This is a genomic window from Micromonospora parathelypteridis (assembly GCF_014201145.1).
Taxonomy (GTDB): Bacteria; Actinomycetota; Actinomycetes; order Mycobacteriales; family Micromonosporaceae; genus Micromonospora; species Micromonospora parathelypteridis.
The window spans coordinates 5,184,074-5,204,434 of record NZ_JACHDP010000001.1 but is presented as its reverse complement, the minus strand read 5'-3'; the positions used below and the strand labels follow the sequence as shown (position 1 = coordinate 5,204,434).

The window sequence follows — 20,361 nt, the reverse complement described above, 5'->3', positions numbered from 1 at the left end:
GTTTGCCTGGCTACGCGGGCTCGGCGGTCCCGACCTGGCCCGCCACGCCCACGTTCAGCGGGTCGGCCAGGAGCTTGTCGAAGGCCAACTCGGCGGCGCCGATCAGCACGGCGTCGCGGCCGAGTGCCGCAGCGCGCAGCCGCAGGTGCTCACGGGAGGCTGGCAGTGGCATGGTGTCCAACCGCCTCCGGACGACGTCCGCTCCGGCGGTGAAGATGTCGCGAAGCGACCCACCGAACACCACGGCATCCGGGTTGACCACGTTGACCAGGTTGGCCACGCCGAAGCCGAGCCAGTCGGCGACCCGCTCGACCGCCGCCCGGGCGATCGGGTCGCCGTCCGCCGCCGCGCGCAGCACCTCGGCCACCGCAGGGCGGTCGCCGGGATCCCGGCCCGCGTGGCGCAGCAGCGCGGCTTCGCCGATCTCGGTCTCCCAGCAGCCACGCGAGCCGCAGCCGCAGGGCAGGCCATTCGGGTTGACGACCATGTGACCGACCTTGCCGCTGTGGCCCCGGTGGCCGATCATCAATCGGCCACCCACGATGATGCCGGCGCTGATGCCGAGATCGCCGTGCAGGTAGATGACGTCGTCGATGCCCACCGCCACGCCTCGGACGTGCTCGGCCAGGCCCGCGATGTCAGCCAGGTCACCGGCTACGAAGCCGGGGCCGGCGCTGAACTCCGCCTCGAGCGCGGTGCCGAGCGTCTCGTCGACGCTGGCGATCCGGATCCTGCCGTCCGGGTCACGGGTGGTGTCGGTGACCGCGACGGCGCCACCGACCAGCAGCGCGTCGGCGGCCACGGACCGTTCCAGTTCACGGACCAGGTCAGCGAGCGGCCCGACGGCGTCGCTCGCCGACATGCCAGTGGGGCGGGCGACCTCTCGCCGGTCGAGGATGCGCCCACCGAGGCCGACCCGGGCGGCACGAAGCCGGTCCGCGTCGATGCTCAGGGCCTGTGCGTAGACCCGGTCGGAGCGGGGACTGACAACCAGCGACGGGCGGCCGGCGCGGCGCGCGGTGGTCGGCGCCTCCTCGGTGACCAGGCCGCTGGCGACCAGTTCGGCCGCGAGAGCGCCGATGGTGCTGCGATTGAGGCCGAGTCGGCTGGTCAGCTCGGCCCTTGACGTCGGCCCGTTCAGATGGACGTAGCGCAGTACAGCGCCGAGGTTCTGCCGCCGGATCTCCTCCTGGCTGGCGCCGGGGACCGACGGCAACGGGGATTCGTTGTTGCGGCCGACGCCGGCTGGCCTGGACTGGACGGGTATCGCCACGGTCAGACCTCCTTCCGGGTCGCTGCCGGGTGGTGCGGGGTTGCCAGGACGACGATGGGTCCCGGTAGAGGAGACCCGGGACCCATCGGCGTTACTGCCTACCGTGCGGTGATTACTTGGTGAGCGGCGCGAGCTTCGGGTCGTTGGCGTATGCCTCCACCACGTTCGCCTTGGTAACGGCGACCGGCGGGAGCAGGAACGTGTCGACGACCTTGCTGCCGTTGTTGTAGGACTTGGTGTCGTTCACCTGCGGGGTGTTACCGGCCTGGAGAGCCTTGACCATGTTGATGGTCTCCTTCACCAGGTTGCGGGTGTCCTTGTTGATCGTCATGTACTGCTCGCCAGCGACGATCGACTTGACCGACTCAACCTCGGAGTCCTGACCGGTGACGACCGGGGTCGGCTTGCCAGCGCCCTTGACCGAGGTCAGGATCGCGCGGGCCAGCGTGTCGTTCGGGGAGAGGACGCCGTCCAGCTCCTTGCTGCCGTAGGTCGAGGTCAGCAGCTGGTCCATGCGGGCCTGCGCACCCTCGGCCTTCCAGCCCTGGATGGCGGTCTGCTTGACGTCCTTCTGACCCGAGGCGACGACCACGGTGCCCTTGTCGATCTCCGGCTTGAGCACGCTCATCGCGCCGTCGAAGAAGACACCGGCGTTGTTGTCGTCCGGCGAGCCGGAGAACAGCTCGATGTTGTACGGGCCGTTCGGCTTCTTGGCCTTCATGCCGTCCAGCAGGGCCTGGCCCTGGAGCTGGCCGACCTTGAAGTTGTCGAACGCGACGTAGTAGTCGAGGTCCGGGGTGTTGGTGATCAGCCGGTCGTAGGCGATGACCTTCACGCCGGCCGAGTGGGCAGCGGCGACCTGGGTCGACAGCTGCGCGGCGTCGGTCGCGCCGATGACGATGACCTTGGCACCCTTGGTGACCATGGCGGTGATCTGGGCCTGCTGGTCGGCGACCGTGGTCGACGCGCCGGCGTACTGCACGTCACCCTGGAAACCGGCCTCCTTGAGACCGTTGGTGAAGAGCTCACCGGCGAGGACCCAGTTTTCCGAAGTCTTGGCCGGCAGGGCGACACCGATCAGGGAGTTCGCCGCGAAGCCCTTGGCGGCCTCGCCGTTGGAGCCGGAGTCGCCGTCACGGCCGGAGCCGCAGCCGGCGAGGGCCAGCATGGCGGCGGCGCTGACGGCGACCACCGACGTGCCGAAGAATTTACGCATGGTGAGGACTTGCCTTTCTGGATGTGAGACGGGTGGAGGGGTCGGTGGCCGTCAGCCGGACACCGCTGCCTTGGCGGGCTCGCGCTCCGCGTCCGGCGGTGAGGCGGGTGCGGCGGAGTCGTCGCGCCGGAACGGCCGCATCAGACTTCCGATGATGGAGAACCGCCCCTGGCTCTTGTTGTAGACGTCGATCGCGACGGCCAGCAGCAGGACGAGGCCCTTGATGATCTGGACCTTGTCGGTGCCCACGCCCTGGAGCTGGAGGCCGTTGTTGAGCACGGCCATGACGAGACCACCGACGATCGAGCCGCTGATGGTGCCGATACCACCGGCGACGGCAGCGCCACCGATGAAGACCGCGGCGATGGCGTCCAGCTCCCAGCCGTTGCCGTCCTGCGGGCCGGAGGCCGCCGAACGGGCCACGAAGATCATGCCGGCCAGCGCGGCCAGGATGGACATGTTCATCATGACGAAGAAGTTGACCCGCTTGAGCTTCACGCCGGACAGCTCAGCCGCCCGGGAGTTGCCGCCCACCGCGTAGATGTGCCGACCACCGGCCGTGTTGCGGGTGTAGAACGAGTACGCGATGACCAGAACCAGCAGGATGATGCCGGAGATCGGGAAGCTGGTGCCGACGCGACCGCTGGCGAAGCGCAGCGAGGCGAAGGCGATGACCCCGACCATGATGCCCATCCGCAGGATCGAGACCCACATGGGCGCCGGGTCGGCGTCCATCGCCCGACGGGTGTTGCGGGCCCGGATCTCGCGCCACACCACCGCCACCGCAGCGGCCAGACCGAGCAGCAGCGTCGCGTTGTTGTAGCCGGTGTCCGGACCGAACTCGGGCAGGAAGCCGGAGCCGATCTCCCGGAAGCCCTCCGGCACCGGAACGCTCTGCGCGTTGCCGATGAACTGGTTGCCGCCGCGGAACAGCAGCATGCCGGCCAGGGTGACGATGAACGCCGGCACCCCGATATAGGCCACCCAGAAGCCCTGCCAGGCGCCGATGATGGCACCGATGGCGAGGCCGAACAGGATGGCGACGGGCCAGGGCAGATCCCACTCGGTCATCGACTTGGCGACCAGAATGCCCGCGAAGGCGGCGACCGAGCCGACCGAGAGGTCGATGTGCCCGGCGACGATCACCATGAGCATGCCGATGGCCAGGATCAGGATGTACGAGTTCTGCTGGAACAGCGCGATCAGGTTGTCCGATCGCAGGGTCAGCCCATCGGTCCAGATCTGGAAGATCAGGACGATCGCCACCAGGGTGAAGATCATCCCGAACTGGCGAGCGTTGGAGGTGGTGCCTCCGAACAGGTTCTTCTGAAGGTCCTTCAATCGGCTCATCGTGTCAGCATCTTCTTCGTCGAGGTCATCTGCTTCATGAGGTTTTCCGGGGTGGCGTCGGCCCGGGCGATCTCGCCCGTGATGGCGCCTTCGAACACGGTGTAGATGCGGTCGCAGAGCCCGATCAGCTCCGGCAACTCCGAGGAGATGACGACGACGCCCTTCCCCTGGTCAGCGAGCCGCTGGATGATGCCGTAGATCTCGTACTTAGCACCCACGTCGATGCCGCGCGTCGGCTCGTCGAGGATCAGCAGGTCCGGGTCGGTGAACATCCACTTCGCCAGGACGACCTTCTGCTGGTTGCCGCCGGAGAGCTTGGAGACGCTCTCGTCGACCGTCGGGGCCTTGGTCCGCAACTCCTTGCGGTACGCCTCAGCCGCCTGGTACTCCTCGACCTCGTTCAGGACGCCGTGGTGCGAGATCTTGGACAGCTTGGCGGCCACCGTCGACGTCTTGATGTCGTCGAGCAGGTTGAGTCCGATCGCCTTGCGGTCCTCGCTGACGTACGCGAGCCCGTTGTCGATCGCGTCGGCGACCGACTTCAGGACGATCTCCTTGCCGTCCTTGATGATCGTGCCCGACTCGAACACCCCGTAGGAGCGGCCGAAGACACTCATCGCCAACTCCGTGCGGCCCGCGCCCATCAGACCGGCGAAGCCGACGATCTCGCCGCGGCGAACCACGAAGCTCTCGTTCTTGCAGACCTGCCGGTCGGCGGAGATCGGGTGCCGCACGTTCCAGTTGCGAACCTCGAAGAAGACGTCACCGATCTTCGGGGTGTGGTCCGGGAACCGGCTGCTCAGCTCACGGCCGACCATGCCGCGCACGATCCGGTCCTCGTCGACCCCGTCCGCCTTGACGTCGAGGGTCTCCACGGTCCGGCCGTCACGCAGGATGGTGATCTGGTCGGCGATCGCCTCGATCTCGTTCAGCTTGTGCGAGATCATGATCGAGGTGATGCCGCGCGAACGGAAACCACGCAGCAGGTCCAGCAGGTGCCGGGAGTCGGCCTCGTTGAGCGCTGCGGTCGGCTCGTCCAGGATGAGCAGCTTCACGTCCTTGGCGAACGCCTTCGCGATCTCCACGAGCTGCTGCTTGCCGACGCCGATGTCCTTGATCAGGGTGTCCGGGTCCTCTTCCAGACCGACCCGGGCCATCAGGTCCAGCGCCATCCGGTTCGCGGCCTTCCAGTCGATCGCGCCCCGCTTGCGCGGTTCGTTGCCGAGGAAGATGTTCTCGGCGATCGACATGCCAGGAATGAGTGCGAGCTCCTGGTGGATGATCACGATTCCGGCGTTCTCGCTCGCCCGGATGTCGGAGAACTTGCTCTCCGACCCCTGGTAGACGATCTGGCCGTCGTAGGTGCCGTGTGGGTAGACCCCGCTGAGCACCTTCATCAGGGTGGACTTGCCCGCACCGTTCTCGCCACAGATGGCATGGATCTCGCCGGCGCGAACCACCAGGTTGACGTCGGAGAGGGCCTTGACTCCGGGAAACTCCTTGGTGATGGAGCGCATCTCAAGGAGGATGGGCACGTCGCTCATCGCTCGTACCACCTCGCCAACGTCATCGGTTGCCTCCGGAAGGTTGAACCTTCACTTGGTTTTGTTGTTGACGGCAACGTATTGCGGCCGGAGGCCCATCCGCAAGGCGAGGGACTGTTGAAAATGTAACAATCCGGCAATATAGACGTTGCACAGTGTTCGCCTGTCACAGCCGCCCCCGCAGTCGCTCCCGGCACCTTAGCCCGCACCTGACAACGTTGTCGACTGGCGGCAAGACGTCGATCAACTCCGGGTCACCGCCGACAGGCCCGCCACCAGGCCTGATCCGCGACGGGCCAGGCGAACGCTCGTGCGCCGCGGGCTCGTCACCATCGAAAGATCTTGATCGGAAACCGGCTCCCGCGCCGAGCCCAGGACGCCACCTCGGGCCTCGACGGGCGGTGTGACCCACGCCTCTGCCGGAGGGGCGGATCGACCATGGTCATCTCTTGGCAGGAGACGTCAGGAGACGGATCAGTGCCTCGGCGTCCCATAAGTGCAGATCATGGACTGAGCCTCGCGACGCGGACCCGCCGCCGACCGGTCAGCTCGGGTGCAGCACCGCCTTGATCAACCCGTTCTCCCGGCGGTCGAAGCTGCGGTACAGCTCCGGTGCGTCGGCGAGGGCGCCGTGGTGGGTCACGACAACGCTGGGACGGGCACGTCCGGCGACGACCAGGTCGCGCAGCAGCACGGTGTAGCGGCGGTCGTGGGTGCGGCCGAACCGAACCGCGACACCCTTGCTGAACAACGTCCCCCACGGTGCGACCAGATTTTCGTGACCGTCCGCGCCGGGGCCGGGGTGCGGGTCCCGGTCCGGGTAGACACCGGCGACCGCGATCGCGCCGGTGGGGTTGACCAGCCGGGCTGCGTCGGAGATGACCTGGTCCGGCCGCTCCTGGTCGGGGCGCTCCCGGTCCCGGGCCTGGAACCCGACCGCGTCGATGACCTTGTCGACTCCGCCCAGCTTCTCCTCGCCGAGCGGCAGCCCGGCCCGAGCCCGGTCGGCGCGGATCTGCTCGACCGGGTCGCCACGGCGGAAGTCGATCGGCACAGCGCCGATCTCGCCGGCCTTGTCGAGCCGGGCGTCGACGTCGTCCACGCAGTACACCACCCCGGCGCCTCGCAGCAGCGCCGAGTAGGCGCCGAGCAGGCCGATGGTGCCGGCGCCGAACACGGCCACCGTGTCACCGGGCTCGACTCCGGCAAGGGTGGCGGCGGCATGCCACCCCGTGACGAACGCGTCGGCGAGCAGCACGAAGTCGTCCTCGTACGCGTCGCCCGGCTCACCGGGCACGGGTACGCAGTTCGCGTCGGCCCACGGCACGCGCAGCAGGCCTGCCTGAGCACCCCGATAGGGACCCATCCCGGCATAGCCGTACGCCGCGCCCGGACCCTCGGCCCGAGCCCGGAGACAGGCCGCCGAGCGCCCTCGCGCGCACATCACACACGTCCCGCAGAACAGGTGCGTGGGGATCACCACCCGGGTGCCCGGACGGACGGTCTGCACGGCGCTGCCGACCTCCTGCACCACACCCAACGGCTCGTGGCCGAGCACGAGCCCGGGTTCGGCGCTGGTCCGTCCGTCGTACATGTGCAGGTCGGTGCCGCACAGAGCGGTGGAGGTGACCCGTACGAGGGCGTCGGTCTCCGCCTCCAGCGTCGCGTCGGGCACCTCGCGCACCTCGACGGTCCGGACGTCCGCGTAGACGACGGCTCGCATCCCGGTTCTCCTGTTCGGCGACGGAAGAGTCGGTCTTCCCCCGGCTGGGCCGTTCATGCCCCGGCAGACCCGGCCCGGGGGCGGTGCTATCTTAGGATCCCTAAGTTAATTCCTAGCGGAGCAAAGGTTGGGTATGCCTCGGCAGGGTCTGACAAGCGCGCGCGTCTCGGCCGCCGCAGCCGAGCTGGCCGACTCGGTCGGCCTGTCCCGGTTGACCGTTGCCGCCGTCGCACGGCACTTCGGGGTCTCGGACGCCGCCCTGTACGTGCACGTCCGCAGTCGCGACGCGCTGATCCAGCACGTCGCGGTCCGGGCGGCGGCCACGTTCGCCGACGACCTGGCGATCGCCGTGGCTGGTCGAGCGGGCCACCGGGCTCTCGTCGGGTTCGCCGACGCCTGGCGCGCGTTCGCCGTCGAGCACCCCGGGCAGTACGCCGCGATACAGCTCCCGCTACCGCCCGAGGTCGGCACGAACTCGGCGGGACACCTACGCATGATCGAGCTGAGCTACGCGATGCTGCGCGGGTACGGGCTCGACGAGCCGGCTCTGACCGACGCGATCCGATTCGTCCGCAGCACCTTTCACGGCTTCGCGAGCCTTGAGAACGCCGACGGCTTCGACCATCCCCGCGCTGTCGACGCGTCGTGGCACTCGATCATCGACGCGATGCACACCACGCTGAGCAACTGGCCAACCGGAACACGGGAGCAGAAGTGAGCAGCCACGATCAGTACGTCAAGTCCGCCGACGGGACCCGCCTGGTGGTGCGGCGCCTGGGTGCCGGCGACCCCGTCGTCCTCGTGCACGGCTCGGGTGGTGGGCTGCACTCCTGGGCCGCCGTCGCGGAGCTTCTCGCCAACGACCACGAGGTGTGGATGCCGGCCCGGCGCGGTTACGGCCCCAGCGATGTTCCGCCCGGCCACAAGTCCTTCAAGGACGAGACCGACGACCTCATCGCCGTCATCGAGGCGGCACGCCAGCCCTCGGGCAGGACGGTCCATCTCGTCGGCGCGTCCTACGGAGCGACCCTGGCGTTGCACACCACCGTGACCGATCCTCGCGACATACGCTCGCTGGCCGTCTTCGAGCCCCCGCTCTTCGCGGCCGGGGCGGAGATCGCACCCCTGCTCGACCGGTACCGTGCCGCCTTCGAGCGCGACGACGCCGCGACGATGGCAGCGGTCTTGAACGACGTGACACGGGTTCCGGCGGAGATCGTCGCCGCCTTCGCCGCCGCGGCGGGCGACCGGACGCCCGACCCGATCGAGGCGCGGCGTTCGGCGATCGGCTGGCTGCACGATCTCGAGGCTCTTGCCGAGGACAGCACGGACATCACCCGGTGGTCCTCGATCACCGTGCCGACCCTTCTGCTGGCCGGCGCCGACACCTGGGAGCCGATGCCCACGACGATGAACATCCTCGCGACGACGATTCGGGCCGCGCGCCACGTCGTCTGGCCGGGCCAGTCGCACTTCGTGACCATGACGGCGCCCACCCTGGTCGCCGACGCTCTGCGGCAGTTCTTCGCCGAGGTCTCGGGGTAGCCGCTGGCGGCCGGTGTTCCACCCGGCGCGGGAGGCGGTTGCCGCACTGCACAACCGATCCCGCACCAGGTGTCACCGGCCGCCGATCTGGGTCTACTCGGGCGCCGGAGCGCCCTGCTGCTGGCGGAACTGTTCGACCGGGAGGCCGCCGCGACCCCAGTTCTCGGTCTCGACCTCGTCGATCACCACGAAGGTCGACGTCAACGGCTTGTGGAGAACGTCGCGCAGCAACTCGCTCACGCCCTTGATGAGGGCGGCCTTCTCCTCGGAGGTCGCCGCGGACGCGCCAGGCGTGCTGCCCTCGCGGGTGATCTGGATGGTGACGATCGGCATCGTCTGCTCCTCTCTCGGGTGCGATCAGTGACCGGCGTTCTGGCCGCCGTCGACGTGCAGGATCTCGCCGGTGACGAACGGCGCGGACTCGAGGTAGACGACGGCGTCGACCACGTCGCTGGTCTCGCCCATCCGACCTACCGGGTGCAGGCCCGCGAGCGTCTGGTGCGTCTCGACCGGGTGCATCGGGGTCTTGATGATGCCGGGCGCGACGGCGTTGACCCGGACTCCGCGACCCGCGTACTCGATGGCCAGGGACTTGGTGGCGGAGCTGAGGCCGCCCTTGGTCAACGAGGCGAGCACCGACGGTACGTTCGAGTTGGGCTGGTCGACGAAGCTGGTCGTGATGGTGACGATGTGCCCCGCTCCGACGGCCAGCAGGTGCGGCAGAACGCGCCGGGTGAGCTGGAAGAACCCGGCGAGGTTGACGCCGGTGACCAGGTCGAACTCCTCGTCGGTGTAGTCGGTGAACGGCTTGGCCACGAAGACGCCCGCGTTGTTGACGAGGCTGTCGATACGCCCGAAGCGGTCCAGGGCGGCGCTCACCACCCGCTCGGCGGTGTCGGCGTCGGAGATGTCGCCCCGAACCGTGACGATCTCCGGATCGTCGGACGCGCCGATCGAGCGCGAGGTCGCCACCACGCCGTACCCGAGTTTGCGGTAGGCCTCCACGAGGCCGGCGCCGATGCCCTGGGACGCACCGGTGATCACAACGACCTTCTGTCCCTGACTGGTGCTCATGAAAACCACTCCCTGACTGGTGCGGCCGGAGCCTGGTGGCCCGGCCGGACGACTACTAGACGACTGGTCTACTAAAAGCTAGCCGACCGGTCGTGTATCGTCAAAGCATGGGACGGACCAGTGACGCGCGGAACAAAATCCTCGACGCGGCCGCCACGCTGATCGAGCAGCGCGGCTACTCGGCGCTGGGCGTGGCCGAGATCTGCGCGGTGGCGGGCGTGCCGAAGGGCAGCTTCTACTACTTCTTCGAGTCCAAGCAGGCACTCGCCCGCACCGTCATCGACGAGCACTGGGCCACCCAACGCCGCCAGTGGGAGCAACTGCTGGGCAGCCGGAGCGACCCGCTGCGGCGACTACGGGACCTGTTCGAGGCCACCGAGGAGATCCAGCGCGCCGGCCAACAGAAGGCCGGCGTGGTCGCCGGCTGCCTGTTCGGCAACCTCGCCCTCGAGCTCAGCAACCAGGCCGAGGAGATCCGCAACCGGCTTCAGGAGATCTTCGAGGAACAGATCAACCTCATCGAGCAGGTGGTCATCGAGGCGAAGGAGGGTGGCCTGGCTGGCCCGTCCGTCGACACCCGGGACGCCGCCCGGTCCATCGTCGCCCAGATCGAGGGGCGGGTCCTGCTCGCGAAGCTGCTCAACGACCCGACGCAGCTGGAGACGCTCTGGCGCAACTGCCTGGATCTCCTCCAGGTGCCGGCGGAGGCACGGACCACGACCGACTGAGGGCGCGGGACCGCCACGGTCCGCGCCGGCGCGTCCGTCAGGACCTGGAATGGGCCAGGATGTTGAGGACGTGGCCGCTCGGATCTCGGACGAAGAACCGTCGTACACCCCATGGCTCGTCGGTCAGGTCGTGGATGATCTCGGCCCCGGCGGCGCGCGCCGCTCGGTAGCTCGCGTCCACGTCGGTCACCTCGACGGAGACGACCGGGACGACGGGCGCGGTGGCGTCCTCCGTCATGAGGCTCAGTTGCACCTCGGGCCGCTCGGGGTCGGCCAGCGTGACGATCCAGCCGAGGTCCATGACGATTCGCAGGCCGAGGACGGTGGTGTAGAAGGCGGTCGCCTCTGCCATCGAGGCGCTGCGCAGATCGGCGACTATCCGCTGAACGGCCACAGCCACTCCTGCCGACTCCGCCGGCTAACTGACCTGGGCCACCGGCGCCGGGCGGTGCTTGATCTCCTCCATGAACGGGAATCGGGCGGTCAGCTCGGCGAACGTCAGGCCGGATCGCCAGGCCGAGGCCACCTGGGCGACCTGCAGCAGGTCCATGACGTCGCCCCGGGCGAGGACCTCTCCCGAGACCCGAATGTCAATCATGAAGTATCGGGCCTGCGATCCCAGCCCCACGCAGATCACGCCCTGGTCGGAGTGCAGCTCAGCGCAGGTGAACCGGGCCCGCCCCTGCTCGGGGGCGGTGACCTGACCGAGGTCGAGCCCGTGGCGGGCGCCGGTCTCGATGAGCGCGGGGGCCAGACCACCCCGCTCGACCAGATCCGGGTAGAGGCGCACACCCAGCGCCGTCGACGCGTCGCTCATGACTGACTCCCACTTCCTTGTGACAGAGACCAGCAGCGCGCAAGTTACGGGAAGGTTTCCTGCACGCCTCGTCATCCTGTCCCGCGTGGACGTCCCACGGCAATAGGAAGGGTCGATTCGACCGCGATCGAGTAAACCGCGGCCCGCGAGGGCGAAGGACCGGCCGCGTCCGACGGGTTGGCGCCGTCCATCTCGGAGGCATGGATCGCAGGCATGGACCGGCGTCATGCCGTGGTTGAGCCCCGACGGCCCGCCGCTCACCGACCAACATCAGGCGGTAACGGACGGTCGTCGCATTGGAAACACTCTTGACAGAAAGACATGATATCGACATGCTTCACTGTAGAGAGCGCTCTCTACGTCCGGTACGCAGCCTCCGCCACCCCCCTCGCTGAGGAGCCTCCCGTGTTCACAGCCCGCCCCAGCCTCCGCTTTCGCCCCCTCGTACTCATGGCGGTCGCCCTCGTCGCGACCACCGCGGCGCTCGTCGTCCCGGCGCAGTCCGACCCCGCCAAGGCCGCCATCGGCCCGACCACCTGGCAGGACGAGTTCAACTCGCCGGCCGGAACGCCCGTCGACCAGAACAAATGGCGGTTCGACATCGGCGGCAGTGGCTGGGGCAACAACGAGCGGCAGTACTACACGAACAGCACCAGCAACGCCGTCCACGACGGCCAGGGCAACCTCGTCATCACCGCCCGCCGGGACAACCCCGCCAACTACCAGTGCCACTACGGGCGCTGCGAGTACACGTCGGCGCGGCTGCTGACGGCAGCCACCTTCACCCAGACGTACGGCCGGTTCGAGGCCAACATCAAGATTCCGCGCGGTCAGGGCATCTGGCCGGCGTTCTGGATGCTCGGCACCGGCGGCGGATGGCCCGACGCCGGCGAGATCGACGTCATGGAGAACATCGGCCGGGAGCCCAACACCGTGTACGGCACCGTGCACGGGCCCGGCTACTCCGGTGGCGGCGGCATCACCGGCAGCCGCACTCTCGGCGGGCCACTGGCGGACGGCTTCCACACCTACCGGGTGGACTGGGAGCCGAACGCGATCACCTGGTACCTCGACGGGGTGCAGTACCACCGGGTCGATCCCGCGCGCCTCGGCGGCAACCGCTGGGTGTTCGACCACCCCTTCTTCATGATCCTCAACGTGGCGGTCGGCGGCAACTGGCCCGGCTACCCGGACGGCTCCACGCAGTTCCCCCAGCAGATGCTCGTCAACTACGTCCGGGTGTCCAGCTACACCTCCGGTGGCGGCGACCCGGCTCCCGGCACCAGCCGGATCAGGGGTACGCAGAGCGGTCGCTGCATCGACATCCCCAGCGCCAACCCGGTGGAGGGCGCCAAGCTGCAGATCTGGGACTGCAACACCACCGCCGCCCAGGCCTGGACGTTCGCCTCCGACGGCACGGTCCGCGCGATGGGCAAGTGCATGGACCCCGCCTGGGCCGGCACCGCGAACGGCACCGAGGTCAACCTGGTCAGCTGCAACGGCAACACGGCGCAGCGCTTCACCCTCAACGGCTCCGGCGATCTGGTCAACCTCAACGCCAACAAGTGCGTCGACGTGCGGGAGGCCAACCCCAACAACGGCGGCAAGCTGCACCTGTGGGACTGCGTGGGCGCCGCCAACCAGAAGTGGTCCCGCATCTGACGATGCCGGCACGAGCGAGTGGGCCGCCCGACGGCAGCATCGGGCGGCCCACCGCCATGTGCGGCCCGGTCGCGAGCCGGGATTCCGCCGATGGCGCGGGGAGCAGCCTCATGACCGCTATGTTCTGATTTATCCACGTCAGGCATCTCCGGGAGTGAGCTCATGTCGCACCACCTCGACACCCCCCTGGCCGCCCAGGGCGGCCAGCTCTACATCGACGATCTGTACGTCTTCAACGGCGACCGCGCCACGGTGTTCGTCATGGACGTCAACAGCTCGGTGACGAAGGCCGACATCAAGCGTGGCTTCCACGCCGAGGCGCGCTACGAGATCAAGATTCATTTCAACGGCGCGGAGATGGAGGGGTTGACCTACCGATTCGCCTTCGGCGAGCCGAACGGCGACGGCAAACAGGCCCTCCAGCTGTACGAGCTCACCGGAGCGGATGCCCGGGACGACGCCGCGATGGGCACTCCCATCGCCGAGGGGCGCACCGGCGAGGTGTCGACCGGCGGCAACGTCCGGGTCTGGGCCGGACGGATCACCGACCCGTTCTTCGTCGACCTCGACGAACTCGCCACCATCAACGGCGCGGTCAAGAACGGTTCGACGGTGGACCGCTCGGCGTGGCGGGTCGACCAGGCCAAGAACAGCTTCGCCGGCACGACCGTCGAGTCGATCGTCCTCGAGGTCTCCCACGACGAGCCGCTGCTGCGCGACGGCACCGAGATCGGCGTCTGGTGCCGCACGATGCTGGCCACCGACGCCGGCGGATGGCGCCAGATCAACCGCGCCGGGCACCCCATGATGTGGCCGATCTTCTGGCCCCACGACACCGACTTCTCCGACCCCGCCAACTTCCGGCACCCCAGCAAGGACCTCACCGAGGACGGCGAGGAGATCGCCACCGCCGTCGCAGGCGTCGTCGCCGCCAACGGCACCGCCCCCGACCCGCAGGCGTACGGCTGGAGCGTCGCTCGGCAGCTCTACCCCGACCTGCTGTCCTACCGGGTCGGCACGGCCGCGAACTACGGCTTCGCGATCCGCAACGGACGCACCATGGCCGACAACGCGCCCGAGGTGATGTTCTCCCTGGTCCTCAACACGGGCACCACCTCCGGCCTCACCTCGGATGTCACCAAGGCCGCCCGCTCCGCGAGCTTCCCGTACGTGGTGCCGGCCTGACGGGCGACCTACGCGGCGCGACGGAGCAGGCTCCAGTAGCCCACGCTCGGCAGCATGCCGAAGGCCCGGTTGGCCCGCAGGATCGGCTCGTTGCCGTCGTCGTTGTGGGTGGTCACGGCCGTCGCGCCTGAGCGGTACGCCTGTTCGAGGGCGGCGGCCTTCAGCGCCGTCGCCACGCCCCGGCCGCGCCGGTCCACGGCCACACCGGTGTAGACGGTGTACCAGTCGCCGCTGCCCGCCTGCGGGGTGACCACGGTCAACCCGCACGGCGGCAGGCCGGGGGCATCGAGCGACTCGGCCACCAGCACGGTCGCCTCGTCCGGAATGACCCGGCGGGCGTGAGCGAGGTCGACCTCCTGGTCCTCGGCGCCCGGCAGGGGAAGTCCGGGCAGCGTACGCCCGATGCATTCGACGATCGCGGCTTCCTCGGCCTGGAGGTCGGCGACGCGGATCCGCACGCCGGCGGCATTCGCGGTACGGGTCGCACGCTCGGCGAGTTCGTCGCTGCGCCCGAGGAGGTCGAACCGCCAGCCGACGCTGTGGCGTGTGACCACCAGGCCGTACCGCTGCGCGAAGCGCCGACCAGCGTCGAGGTCATCGCGGAGCGTGCTGGTCACCACGTGCTCCGGGCCGAGGTGACGCTCCGCCCAGCCGGCCAGCTCGGCGGCCAGGGCGGTGCCGATGCCCCGCCCACGCTCGTCCTCCGCGACGGCCACCAGCGCGGAGACCGTGCCCGGGAACGCTGGCTCGGCGGTGAGCTTGCCGGCACCGACGATCTTCCCTGACCGCTCGGCGACGAGGGCGTGGTGGATCTCGCCGGGCAGCACGGTGGCCAACTGGTCGAGCAGCCGGTGTCGTTTGTCCTCGCCTGCGGCGAGCACCAGCAGATCGGCGGCGGAGAGAATGTCGGCCGGACGCAGGGCACGGATCGTGGCGTCTACCGGGGCCGGGTGTGCGGTCACGTGGTCGGAAGGTACCCGGAGCAGGCACTTCACCAGGAATGACCTTCGCCACGGTCGAGCTCGCGACCTTCCTCGCAAGGCGGAAAACGCCCGGTTTATCCGGTATCGACCTTTAAGCCCGCATAGTCTCCGAATGCATCCCATGGGGGATTCCAGGATGAAGGAGACTTGATGCGTAGGAAACTTCTCGCCGCCGGCCTGGCCGGTATCGCCGCAGCCGTCGCCCTCGCCGGGCCAGCCGCTGCGGACACGACTGGCGACACGATCGTGACCCTCACCGTCAACGCCGCCGGTGGTCTCTCGATCACGGTGCCCGCGACGGCGAACATCGGAAACGGCGTGGAGGGCACGACCGTCTCCGGCCAACTGGGCCCGGTCACCGTGCTGGACCAGCGCGGATCGCTCACCCCGAACTGGACCACCACCGCCGTCTCCACCGACTTCGTCACCGGCGGCGGCAGCTCCGGAGAGACGATCCCGGCGAGCAACGTCCTGTACTGGTCGGGTCCCGCGACCGGGACGGCCGGCACCGGCACCTTCACGCCGGGGCAGCCGACAGCGGCTCAGGCGGTGGTCATCGATACCCCGAAGGTCGCCTTCAGCAAGACGGGTGGCACCGGCAACAACTTCGCGAGCTGGAACCCCACGCTGCTGGTGAACATTCCGGATGGAACCGTCGAGGGCGTCTACACCGGGACGGTGACACATTCGGTGGTCTGAGCCGCTCGGCCGGCTGGTGCTGCTGGCCTCGGTCGCTCTCGTAGCGTTCGGGGCGTCGGCGGCACCAGCCGTTGCCGCGCGGGAGCAGAGGTACGAGCCGGGGGACGATCCTGCCGCGATCAACCTCCAGCTGTTGGACATCCCCGCCAAACGGGCCGAGGATCCGCGCGCCCGGGTCTACATCATCGACCACCTCAAGCCGGGCGCGATGATCAGCCGGCGGGTGGAGGTGCGCAACGACTCCCCCGAGTCGCAGAAGATCGAGCTCTACGCCGGGGCCGCGTCGGTCGAGAACAGCGCCTTCACCATTCCCGAGGACCGCACCGGCAACGAGCTCAGCGGCTGGATCAAGCTGAAGACGCCCGCTGTCGAACTCGCCCCGGGCGAGCGGGAGCCGGTCGCGGTGGACATCACCGTTCCCAGGAACGCGTCCAAGGGCGAGCGGTACGCCGCCATCTGGGCGCAGGTGACCAGCGGGACGAAGCAGGGCGGCAATGTCGTGCAGGTGCACCGGGTGGGTATCCGCGTCTACCTCGACATCGGTCCAGGCGGCGAGCCGCCGACGGACTTCCGCATCGGCGACCTGGGCGCCGAGCGCGGAATCGGCGAGTTCCCGGTGGTCACCGCGGAGGTCACCAACACCGGCGAACGGGCGCTGGACATGACCGGACGTCTGACGTTGAGCAAGGGAGCGGTCGAGGCCGGTCCGTTCAAGGTCACCAACGGCGTGACGATCCTGCCGGGCCAGAGCGGCAAGGTCCGCATCGAGGTCAACCAGTCCCTGCCCGCGGGCGTCTGGGACGTACAGGTGCTCCTTGCCAGCGGACTGGTGGAACGGAAAGCGGAGGGGCGGATAACCCTGCCCGTTGCGGCGCCGATGACGGTCGAGAAGTCCCCGAGAGCGGTCTGGCTCGCCTACGCGACCGGCATCGTGGCACTGCTCGTGCTGGTCGTGCTAGTCGGCTGGCATCTCGCCCGTCGACAACGGACACGTCTCACGTCCGGTCGCCGTCTGGGCTGACGCGGACTGACCTCGTCGGCGCTGCCGAGGAGGTCAGTCCGCGGGAAGCTGTCAGCCCTCGATGTCGCGGGGGTCGCGGCTGCGCGGGTAGGTGTTCTTCTCCCCGATCGTGCCGTCCTGCTTCTTGACCACGTGTTCGACGCCACGGTCGGCCGCCATCTCGCGGCCCTGGGCCTGCGCGTCGGCCTTCACGTCATGCGTGCTGCTGGCCCGCTCGTTGCCCTCCGCCTTGTTCTTCCACTGCCCGTCCTCGTGGTACGTGTCGACGTCACCCTTGACCATGGCTGGCTCCTCCCTGCGTCTGAACTGTCTCCCAGATCAGTGCCCCGAGCCGCGCCGGGCAAACCGCGCTCCTCAGGAGACAGCCGGGCAGTTGTTGCTCACCCGCCGGAGAATCTGTTCGCGTTCGTCGGTGGTGATGCCCGACGCCGCACCGTCGAAGTGGGTCTCGACCTTGTCCCAACCTCTGCGCTGCTCGTAGTGCAGATGCGGCGCGCCGGAGTTGCCGGTGCTGCCGAGCCGCCCGATCTGGTCACCCTGGGCGACCTTCTGACCGACCGTGACCAGCGGCGGTTCGAGCATGTGCAGGTACTGCGTCTCCCACTTGCCGCCGTGATCGATCTTCACCCAGTAACCGCCGCCGCGCCCCCGGGCACCCTCCGGGTTCTCCGGGGTGCGGTCACCCAGCGATCCGTTGATCCCCGCCACGGTGACCGTGCCGGCGTACGACGCGAGCACCGGCCGCCCCCACGTCTCGCCCTCGGTCGGAAAAAAATCGACGTCGTAGTCGTCGTGACCCGGGTAGGTGCTGAGCTGCCACGTCTCGCCGCAGGCGACCGGCATCTGGAAGAGCGGGCGCGGCCCGGCCGGTCGCAGCATCGGCACCGCGACCACCGCGATGCCCAGCACGGCTGCCGCCGCGACGAGCGCGAGGAGGACCCGGATGGCGCGGCTTCGCGGGCGGCGGTGGGAACGGGCTCTGGTCGGGCGGCCGGTCGTCACCGGCCCGAGCATGGCAGATGCCGGCAACGCCTCGTCTCCGGGTAGCGCACCACCCAGGTGACATTGCAGTCGCATCGTAAAGGCGCTACGGTAGGATGCAATACAGGCGTATTGCAACCGGAGGCAGGCCCCGATGCACGTGATCGCGTTGTCCGAGGCGACCGCCGACATGGTCGACCTGGTCGGCGGCAAGGCCGCCGGGCTGGGCGAGTTGATCCGGCGAGGCGAACGGGTCCCCGAGGGCTTCTGCGTCACCACCGAGGCGCACCGACTCGGTGTCATCCCGACGGCCGAGGTCGTCGCCGCGTACGAGCGGCTCGGAGCGGGCCTGGTGGCGGTGCGTTCCAGCGCCACCGCGGAGGACCTGCCGGAGGCGAGCTTCGCCGGGCAGCAGGACACCATCCTCAACGTCACAGGCACCGAAGAGCTGATCGCCGCGATCGGCAAATGCTGGGCTTCGCTGCACACCGACCGTGCCACCGCCTACCGCGACGCCCACCAGATCGATCATCGCGTGGTGCGGATGGCCGTCGTCGTGCAGCGCATGATCACGCCCACGGTGGCGGGGGTGCTGTTCACCGCGAACCCGCTGACCGGCCGCCGCGACGAGATGGCGGTCGACGCCGCTGCCGGTCTCGGCGCGATCGTGGTGGACGGCGCGGCGACCGTGGACCACTACGTCCTCGACGACGTCACGCGGGACGACACGGGATGCCTGACATCCGCGCACCTGGCCGACCTGCGCGAGACGGGTGCGCGGTTGCAGGCCCACTTCGGCTGCCCACAGGACGTGGAGTGGGCGATCGACGCGGACGGCGTCCGGTGGCTCCTGCAGTCGCGGCCGATCACCAGCCTGTTCCCCCTCCCACCGGACACCGGGAAGCCCCTCCCCCGGGTCTACCTGGAGTTCGGTCACGTTCAGGGCATGCTGCAACCGGTCACCCCGATGGGCATGTCGACCCTGCGGACGCAGATCGCCGCGATGCTGGCCGCGCTCGGCGTCCGGGTCGAGATCGTCGACATCGGCGGTCGCCTCTACGGCGACCTGACCGACCTGGCGCGAGACCCCTCAGCCCGCAAGCGACTGGTCAAGCTCCTGGCGGTCGACTTCGGTCCGCGCGCCCAGGCGGTGATGCAGCACGTGCTGGCGGATCCCCGGTTCGCCCCGACCCGCGGCGGCACCGGGCGCGGCGGGGGGCACGGGGCCGCGTCGCTGCGGACCGCCGGCCGCGCGGTGGTGGGGGTCGTGCGGGCTCTGGCCCGTCCCGACACCGCACGGATCCGGATGTTCGAGGCGATCGAGCAGATGCGAGTACGGTCGGCCGCCCCCGCCGACCTGCGGTCCGCCGCCGATCGGCTGCGCTTCGTGCAGGCGCGGGACACCGACGACAGCGCCGACGCGATCATGTGGCCGATCGTCGCGGGGATGCTCGCCGCCGCACTGCCGACCTCGTTGCTCAAGGGGGTCGCCACCCCCGACGAGATCCATACCGTGCTGGGCGGGATGCCACACAACGTGACCATCGACATGGACCTGGCGCTCTGGCGACTCGCCCAGGGCGCGCAGGACCACCGCCAGCTCCTGCTCGACACTCCGCCGGCCGAGTTGGCCGCGCGCTATCTGCGCGGAACGCTGCCCGACATCGGCATGGCCGCCTTCCTGGACGTCTACGGTCATCGCGGCGCCGCCGAGGTCGACCTCGGCGTGCCGCGCTGGGAGGAAGATCCCGCACCGGTCTTCGCCGCGGTCGCCAACTACCTGCGGGTCACCGATCCGCAGCAGGGCCCCGACCAGCGCTTCCAGCGGGCCGCCACCGCTGCGGAGGCCGCGCTGGCGGAGCTGGTCGCGCGAGCCCGCCGTCGGCGGCCGGTGCGGGGCAGGGTCGCCGGGTTCCTGCTGCGCCGGGCGCGGTCGTTGGCCGGCCTGCGCGAGGCCGGCAAGTTCGCCGGGTTGTATCCGCTGCGCGAGACGCGCCGGCAACTGCTGCTCATCGGCGCCGACCTGCACGGCACGGGTCTGCTGGACCAGCCCGACGACATCATGTTCCTGACCCTCGACGAGGTGCACGCCGCCGTACACCAGGAGGTTGATCCTCGTGGGACGGTCGCCTCCCGGCGGGAGGTGCACCGGCGGGAGCTGCGCCGGCGCACGGTGCCGGTGGCGCTGCTCTCCGATGGCACGGATGTCGAAACGGTCCTGCCGGCGGTGTCCACGGGCGACGGGACGCTCACCGGTGTGGGTGCGTCGGCGGGCCGGGTGACCGGCCCCGCCCGGGTCGTTCACGACCCGGCCACCGCCCGCGTCGAGCCCGGTGACGTCCTGGTCACCGCGACCACCGACCCCGGTTGGACCCCGCTGTTCCTCACCGCCGCGGCGCTGGTGACCGAGACCGGCGCGATCATGGCGCACGGCCCGACGGTGGCCCGCGAGTACGGCATCCCCGCCGTCATCTGCGTGCCGGACGCCACCCGGACGATCTCCACGGGGCAGCTCATCACCGTGGACGGCGGCGCCGGCACCATCACCATCCACTGACTC

20 protein-coding genes are annotated in these 20,361 nt (G+C 69.3%); 8 read left to right on the top strand and 12 right to left on the bottom strand.

Annotated elements, in window-relative coordinates:
- Positions 1–10: 10 nt before the first annotated feature.
- The 5 genes from HNR20_RS23580 to HNR20_RS23560 all read right to left on the bottom strand — a co-directional run bounded on the left by HNR20_RS23580 (position 11) and on the right by HNR20_RS23560 (position 7,106).
- A complete protein-coding gene (locus tag HNR20_RS23580) occupies positions 11–1,273 on the bottom strand; it encodes an ROK family transcriptional regulator (protein WP_184183689.1) in 1,263 nt (420 codons plus the stop codon).
- A 112-nt stretch (positions 1,274–1,385) separates the two neighbouring features.
- The gene (locus HNR20_RS23575; protein ID WP_184183686.1) at positions 1,386–2,489 is read right to left on the bottom strand and encodes a substrate-binding domain-containing protein; all 1,104 of its coding nucleotides are present in this window, start codon (positions 2,487–2,489) and stop codon (positions 1,386–1,388) included.
- 51 nt (positions 2,490–2,540) lie between these two features.
- The gene (gene mmsB, locus HNR20_RS23570) at positions 2,541–3,839 is read right to left on the bottom strand and encodes a multiple monosaccharide ABC transporter permease (RefSeq protein ID WP_184183683.1); all 1,299 of its coding nucleotides are present in this window, start codon (positions 3,837–3,839) and stop codon (positions 2,541–2,543) included.
- A complete protein-coding gene (gene mmsA, locus HNR20_RS23565; protein WP_184183680.1) occupies positions 3,836–5,383 on the bottom strand; it encodes a multiple monosaccharide ABC transporter ATP-binding protein in 1,548 nt (515 codons plus the stop codon). The genes mmsB and mmsA overlap by 4 nt, the downstream gene beginning before the upstream one ends.
- 544 nt (positions 5,384–5,927) lie before the next feature.
- Positions 5,928–7,106, bottom strand: a complete 1,179-nt coding sequence (locus tag HNR20_RS23560; protein ID WP_184183676.1) for a glutathione-independent formaldehyde dehydrogenase — start codon at positions 7,104–7,106, stop codon at positions 5,928–5,930.
- Between the two features lie 133 nt (positions 7,107–7,239).
- Between HNR20_RS23560 and HNR20_RS23555 the strand changes: the two genes are divergently transcribed.
- Both HNR20_RS23555 and HNR20_RS23550 read left to right on the top strand, forming a co-directional pair.
- The gene (locus tag HNR20_RS23555) at positions 7,240–7,824 is read left to right on the top strand and encodes a TetR/AcrR family transcriptional regulator (RefSeq protein ID WP_184183673.1); all 585 of its coding nucleotides are present in this window, start codon (positions 7,240–7,242) and stop codon (positions 7,822–7,824) included.
- Positions 7,821–8,651, top strand: a complete 831-nt coding sequence (locus HNR20_RS23550; protein WP_184183670.1) for an alpha/beta fold hydrolase — start codon at positions 7,821–7,823, stop codon at positions 8,649–8,651. Before HNR20_RS23555 ends, HNR20_RS23550 begins: the two co-directional genes overlap by 4 nt.
- Before the next feature lie 93 nt (positions 8,652–8,744).
- Here HNR20_RS23550 and HNR20_RS23545 read toward each other — a convergent pair whose 3' ends face one another.
- Together HNR20_RS23545 and HNR20_RS23540 are read right to left on the bottom strand one after the other, a co-directional pair.
- Positions 8,745–8,984, bottom strand: a complete 240-nt coding sequence (locus HNR20_RS23545) for a tautomerase family protein (RefSeq protein ID WP_184183667.1) — start codon at positions 8,982–8,984, stop codon at positions 8,745–8,747.
- A 24-nt stretch (positions 8,985–9,008) separates the two neighbouring features.
- The gene (locus HNR20_RS23540; RefSeq protein ID WP_184183663.1) at positions 9,009–9,725 is read right to left on the bottom strand and encodes an SDR family NAD(P)-dependent oxidoreductase; all 717 of its coding nucleotides are present in this window, start codon (positions 9,723–9,725) and stop codon (positions 9,009–9,011) included.
- A gap of 107 nt (positions 9,726–9,832) precedes the next feature.
- Here HNR20_RS23540 and HNR20_RS23535 point away from each other — a divergent pair, with 107 nt between their 5' ends.
- Complete coding sequence (locus HNR20_RS23535; protein WP_184183660.1) at positions 9,833–10,453, top strand: TetR family transcriptional regulator C-terminal domain-containing protein; 621 nt, start codon at positions 9,833–9,835, stop codon at positions 10,451–10,453.
- Between the two features lie 37 nt (positions 10,454–10,490).
- On the opposite strand, the gene HNR20_RS23530 is transcribed toward HNR20_RS23535, so the two are convergent.
- Together HNR20_RS23530 and HNR20_RS23525 are read right to left on the bottom strand one after the other, a co-directional pair.
- Positions 10,491–10,847, bottom strand: coding sequence for a VOC family protein (locus tag HNR20_RS23530; RefSeq protein ID WP_184183657.1), 357 nt, complete (start codon positions 10,845–10,847; stop codon positions 10,491–10,493).
- 24 nt (positions 10,848–10,871) lie between these two features.
- Entirely contained in the window at positions 10,872–11,270 is a 399-nt protein-coding gene (locus HNR20_RS23525) for a hypothetical protein (protein ID WP_184183654.1), read from the bottom strand.
- A 405-nt stretch (positions 11,271–11,675) separates the two neighbouring features.
- Here HNR20_RS23525 and HNR20_RS23520 point away from each other — a divergent pair, with 405 nt between their 5' ends.
- Together HNR20_RS23520 and HNR20_RS23515 are read left to right on the top strand one after the other, a co-directional pair.
- The gene (locus tag HNR20_RS23520; protein ID WP_229687363.1) at positions 11,676–12,932 is read left to right on the top strand and encodes a glycoside hydrolase family 16 protein; all 1,257 of its coding nucleotides are present in this window, start codon (positions 11,676–11,678) and stop codon (positions 12,930–12,932) included.
- Positions 12,933–13,094: 162 nt separating this feature from the next.
- A complete protein-coding gene (locus HNR20_RS23515) occupies positions 13,095–14,117 on the top strand; it encodes a DUF4331 family protein (protein ID WP_184183652.1) in 1,023 nt (340 codons plus the stop codon).
- Positions 14,118–14,125: 8 nt separating this feature from the next.
- On the opposite strand, the gene HNR20_RS23510 is transcribed toward HNR20_RS23515, so the two are convergent.
- On the bottom strand, positions 14,126–15,079 hold the full coding sequence (locus HNR20_RS23510) for a GNAT family N-acetyltransferase (protein WP_184183649.1): 954 nt from the start codon (positions 15,077–15,079) through the stop codon (positions 14,126–14,128).
- Between the two features lie 171 nt (positions 15,080–15,250).
- Here HNR20_RS23510 and HNR20_RS23505 point away from each other — a divergent pair, with 171 nt between their 5' ends.
- The gene (locus HNR20_RS23505) at positions 15,251–15,799 is read left to right on the top strand and encodes a hypothetical protein (RefSeq protein WP_184183647.1); all 549 of its coding nucleotides are present in this window, start codon (positions 15,251–15,253) and stop codon (positions 15,797–15,799) included.
- A gap of 16 nt (positions 15,800–15,815) precedes the next feature.
- Complete coding sequence (locus tag HNR20_RS23500; protein ID WP_184183644.1) at positions 15,816–16,820, top strand: COG1361 family protein; 1,005 nt, start codon at positions 15,816–15,818, stop codon at positions 16,818–16,820.
- A 51-nt stretch (positions 16,821–16,871) separates the two neighbouring features.
- Here HNR20_RS23500 and HNR20_RS23495 read toward each other — a convergent pair whose 3' ends face one another.
- Positions 16,872–17,102, bottom strand: a complete 231-nt coding sequence (locus tag HNR20_RS23495; RefSeq protein ID WP_184183641.1) for a DUF2188 domain-containing protein — start codon at positions 17,100–17,102, stop codon at positions 16,872–16,874.
- Positions 17,103–17,174: 72 nt separating this feature from the next.
- A complete protein-coding gene (locus HNR20_RS23490) occupies positions 17,175–17,834 on the bottom strand; it encodes a M23 family metallopeptidase (RefSeq protein ID WP_184188856.1) in 660 nt (219 codons plus the stop codon).
- Between the two features lie 121 nt (positions 17,835–17,955).
- Between HNR20_RS23490 and HNR20_RS23485 the strand changes: the two genes are divergently transcribed.
- Positions 17,956–20,358 carry a PEP/pyruvate-binding domain-containing protein gene (locus tag HNR20_RS23485; protein WP_184183638.1) on the top strand — a complete coding sequence of 801 codons (2,403 nt, stop codon included), beginning with the start codon at positions 17,956–17,958 and terminating at the stop codon, positions 20,356–20,358.
- Positions 20,359–20,361: the final 3 nt, after the last annotated feature.

What these genes read in the sequence shown, in the direction of transcription:
- HNR20_RS23575 (WP_184183686.1), bottom strand. Translation starts at nt 2,489, where the DNA reads ATGCGTAAATTCTTCGGCACGTCGGTGGTCGCCGTCAGCGCCGCCGCC.
- mmsB (WP_184183683.1), bottom strand. Translation starts at nt 3,839, where the DNA reads ATGAGCCGATTGAAGGACCTTCAGAAGAACCTGTTCGGAGGCACCACC.
- mmsA (WP_184183680.1), bottom strand. Translation starts at nt 5,383, where the DNA reads ATGAGCGACGTGCCCATCCTCCTTGAGATGCGCTCCATCACCAAGGAG.
- HNR20_RS23560 (WP_184183676.1), bottom strand. Translation starts at nt 7,106, where the DNA reads ATGCGAGCCGTCGTCTACGCGGACGTCCGGACCGTCGAGGTGCGCGAG.
- HNR20_RS23555 (WP_184183673.1), top strand. Translation starts at nt 7,240, where the DNA reads ATGCCTCGGCAGGGTCTGACAAGCGCGCGCGTCTCGGCCGCCGCAGCC.
- HNR20_RS23545 (WP_184183667.1), bottom strand. Translation starts at nt 8,984, where the DNA reads ATGCCGATCGTCACCATCCAGATCACCCGCGAGGGCAGCACGCCTGGC.
- HNR20_RS23540 (WP_184183663.1), bottom strand. Translation starts at nt 9,725, where the DNA reads ATGAGCACCAGTCAGGGACAGAAGGTCGTTGTGATCACCGGTGCGTCC.
- HNR20_RS23535 (WP_184183660.1), top strand. Translation starts at nt 9,833, where the DNA reads ATGGGACGGACCAGTGACGCGCGGAACAAAATCCTCGACGCGGCCGCC.
- HNR20_RS23525 (WP_184183654.1), bottom strand. Translation starts at nt 11,270, where the DNA reads ATGAGCGACGCGTCGACGGCGCTGGGTGTGCGCCTCTACCCGGATCTG.
- HNR20_RS23515 (WP_184183652.1), top strand. Translation starts at nt 13,095, where the DNA reads ATGTCGCACCACCTCGACACCCCCCTGGCCGCCCAGGGCGGCCAGCTC.
- HNR20_RS23505 (WP_184183647.1), top strand. Translation starts at nt 15,251, where the DNA reads ATGCGTAGGAAACTTCTCGCCGCCGGCCTGGCCGGTATCGCCGCAGCC.
- HNR20_RS23495 (WP_184183641.1), bottom strand. Translation starts at nt 17,102, where the DNA reads ATGGTCAAGGGTGACGTCGACACGTACCACGAGGACGGGCAGTGGAAG.
- HNR20_RS23490 (WP_184188856.1), bottom strand. Translation starts at nt 17,834, where the DNA reads ATGCTCGGGCCGGTGACGACCGGCCGCCCGACCAGAGCCCGTTCCCAC.
- HNR20_RS23485 (WP_184183638.1), top strand. Translation starts at nt 17,956, where the DNA reads ATGCACGTGATCGCGTTGTCCGAGGCGACCGCCGACATGGTCGACCTG.